Annotated in this window: 1 pseudogene; it reads right to left on the bottom strand. The window is 65.4% G+C overall.

The features are described from left to right. Positions 1 to 554: 554 nt before the first annotated feature. A pseudogene (locus RHBS_RS26815) lies at positions 555 to 2552 on the bottom strand (AAA domain-containing protein); the annotation flags it as partial.

The raw sequence follows: 2552 nt of genomic DNA on the forward strand, positions 1-2552 counted from the left end.
CGATCCTGGCCGTGGCCGCTGTCGTGCTGTTCGTGGTTTCGCCGATCCTCGGTGACCGAGTCGCCGCTCGCAACCGCGTCGCGCGCCCGCGCGGACGCATCGGTCGCTGCCTCCTGTGCGGGTGTGGATCCGTTGGTCATCGCCGAGCGGCTCGATGCCGAAGACTCGGTCGGCCGAGCCGTGCCATTGGAGCCGTTGGAACGACCGGCACCGTTGGTGGCGGCCGCACCGTTGGTCATTCCCGAGCCGTTCGTGAGGCCCGAGCCGTTCGTGGTGCCCGATCCGTTCGTGACTCCGGCTCCGTTGGTGGTTCCGGAACCGTTGGTCGTCGTCGGTGCCGATCCGTCGCGGTCACCTCCTCGGGCTTCCGATGCCGCCGGCTCCTCGGTGGGTATGTCGATGCGCGGCATGGTCCACAGAGACAGCACCGACTCGTGGCGCGCGGGTGAGTCTGCGTGCGTCGACGTTTCGAAGACGCCGGAATCATCGAACTGCGAGGACTCGAGAGGGACCGGGGTCCAGGCCTCGTCCGAGCTCTCGAGACCTTCCACGACAACGCTGTTGGGCTTGATTCCCAGACGGGCCAACGTGGCCCAGAGGCTTTCCAGCGCCGCCTCGCGGTCCAGGTAGTACTCGGATTCGCGCACCCTCCAGAATGTCCAACCGCACCGCTTGAGCTCCTGCTCACGCTGCAGATCCGCCAATCGCTGAGCAGGGGTCGACAGGAACGTGTCGCCGTCGCACTCGACGGCGAGACGCGAGGAGTCGCCGGTCACGACCAGGGCGAGACGCCTGTTGTTCACCTCCACACCGGGATTGACGTGAAAACCTCGCTCGACGAGGTCGTTCCACAACTGCTGCTCGAGCAACGTCTCGAAGGGTGCCCTCCGGACCTCGCGCGAGACATCGACCGGCATGGGATCTGCCGGAGCGGGCGAAACGGAGGTGACGTAGCTCAGCAACGAGTTGCGCAGGTCCGCTCGCTTGAGGCGATCGACGGTCACCGAGTGGAAGAGCCACAGCTGATCCTGTGCCCGCGACGCTGCCACGTTGAACCGCCGCTTGTACTGATTGGCGGTGAGGGTGGCGAAATTCTGATCGGGTGCCACCACCATCGACAGAAACACGACGTTGCGTTCGTCGCCCTGGAAGTCCGGCGGCGTACCGACACGAAGCCGACGCTGTTCCCACTGTTCGATGCCGATCCGCTTGATCAACTCGTTGCGAATCTCGTCGACCTGCGATTGGCCCTGCAGCACAACCACTCCGAAGGTCAGGTTGTCGTACGCGGAGTCCTCGAGGCAATCGGCGATCTGATCGGCGATCGCGATGGCCTCGGTCCGGTTGACCAGTGAGGCGTTCTTTCCGGTCACCGTGCTCCGCGAACGTACGTGTGCCGCAACGGCGGTAGCCGATCCGCACCGAACTGCCGCACGGGAACGAGCGGGGAGTCTCCGTAGAACTGCTGACTCGACCAGTTGATGATCTCGGGCATCGAGCGGAAGTGCTCACGCAACCGCACCACCTGACCGAACCTGGTGCGCAGCATGGAGAACAGGCTCGACCTCGGGGTCAGCGTCGCACGCACGTGTTCGGGTAGATCGGGCAGATAGACGTCCAACCGATCGAACACGTCCTCGAGTGTGCCGGCCTGCGGGACGTCCGCCGGTGCGCACTGTCTGTCGTCGCCCACCACGATCACGCGAGGTGCGAGGTACAGCAGGAAGAGACTGGTGATGTCGGCCTGACTCGCCTCGTCCACGATCACGACGTCGAAACTGCCCGGCACCGGCGGAATCGATGCCAGCACCTGGGAGAGTGGCATGACCCAGGCGGGCACCGCACTCTGCGCCTCACGCATCGCCGATCGTGCTGCACTGCGGTAGGTTTCGGCGTACTTACCGGCTCCCGAGCCAATGCTGGAGATGTGCTCGCGGTAGGTCTGCAACGCACGCACCTCGACAGCGGTCATTCGTTGGAGACTGTTGCGCCAGGCACTGGCGGCGGCGAGACGCGTTGTGAGATAAGCGATGTCGGTATCGGCGGCCGCGAGCTCCGCTTCCAGTTGCTGCTCGAGACCACCGTGGTGCTGCTCACCGACCCACTCGCGTGCCCGACGCCACGCCCAGGCCTTCGACATCTGCCAGCTCAGCTCGTCCCATTCGACATCGCCTGCGGTGTCCTTGACGAGGTCGAACAATGCGGGTGCGACCTCGGACAGCGACGCCGACATCGATTCGAGCAGAAGCTGATCCTCCTGCTCGGTACACGCCTGCGAATAGGCGGCAACGGCGGCAGCCAATTCCAGGGGATCCGCAGTGCTCAACGCGCTCACCAGATTCGAGCCCTCGGGCGACGGCCCGGCATCGATGCGAGTGGCAACCGCGAACTGCAGGGCGTCGAGCTCGGCGCGTGCGGCATCGATGTCGATGCGCGTGGCGATGGCGTCGGCGGCCCCGGCGATCTCCTGAGCTTCGGCCAGGCTCCGAATCCACGGTGCCGCAGGCGAAATGGTGTACAGCCGGTGCACCAGGGCGTCACGGGCGTCGACG

The sequence above is a fragment of the Rhodococcus sp. BS-15 genome, from assembly GCF_000813105.1.
GTDB lineage: Bacteria > Actinomycetota > Actinomycetes > Mycobacteriales > Mycobacteriaceae > Rhodococcoides.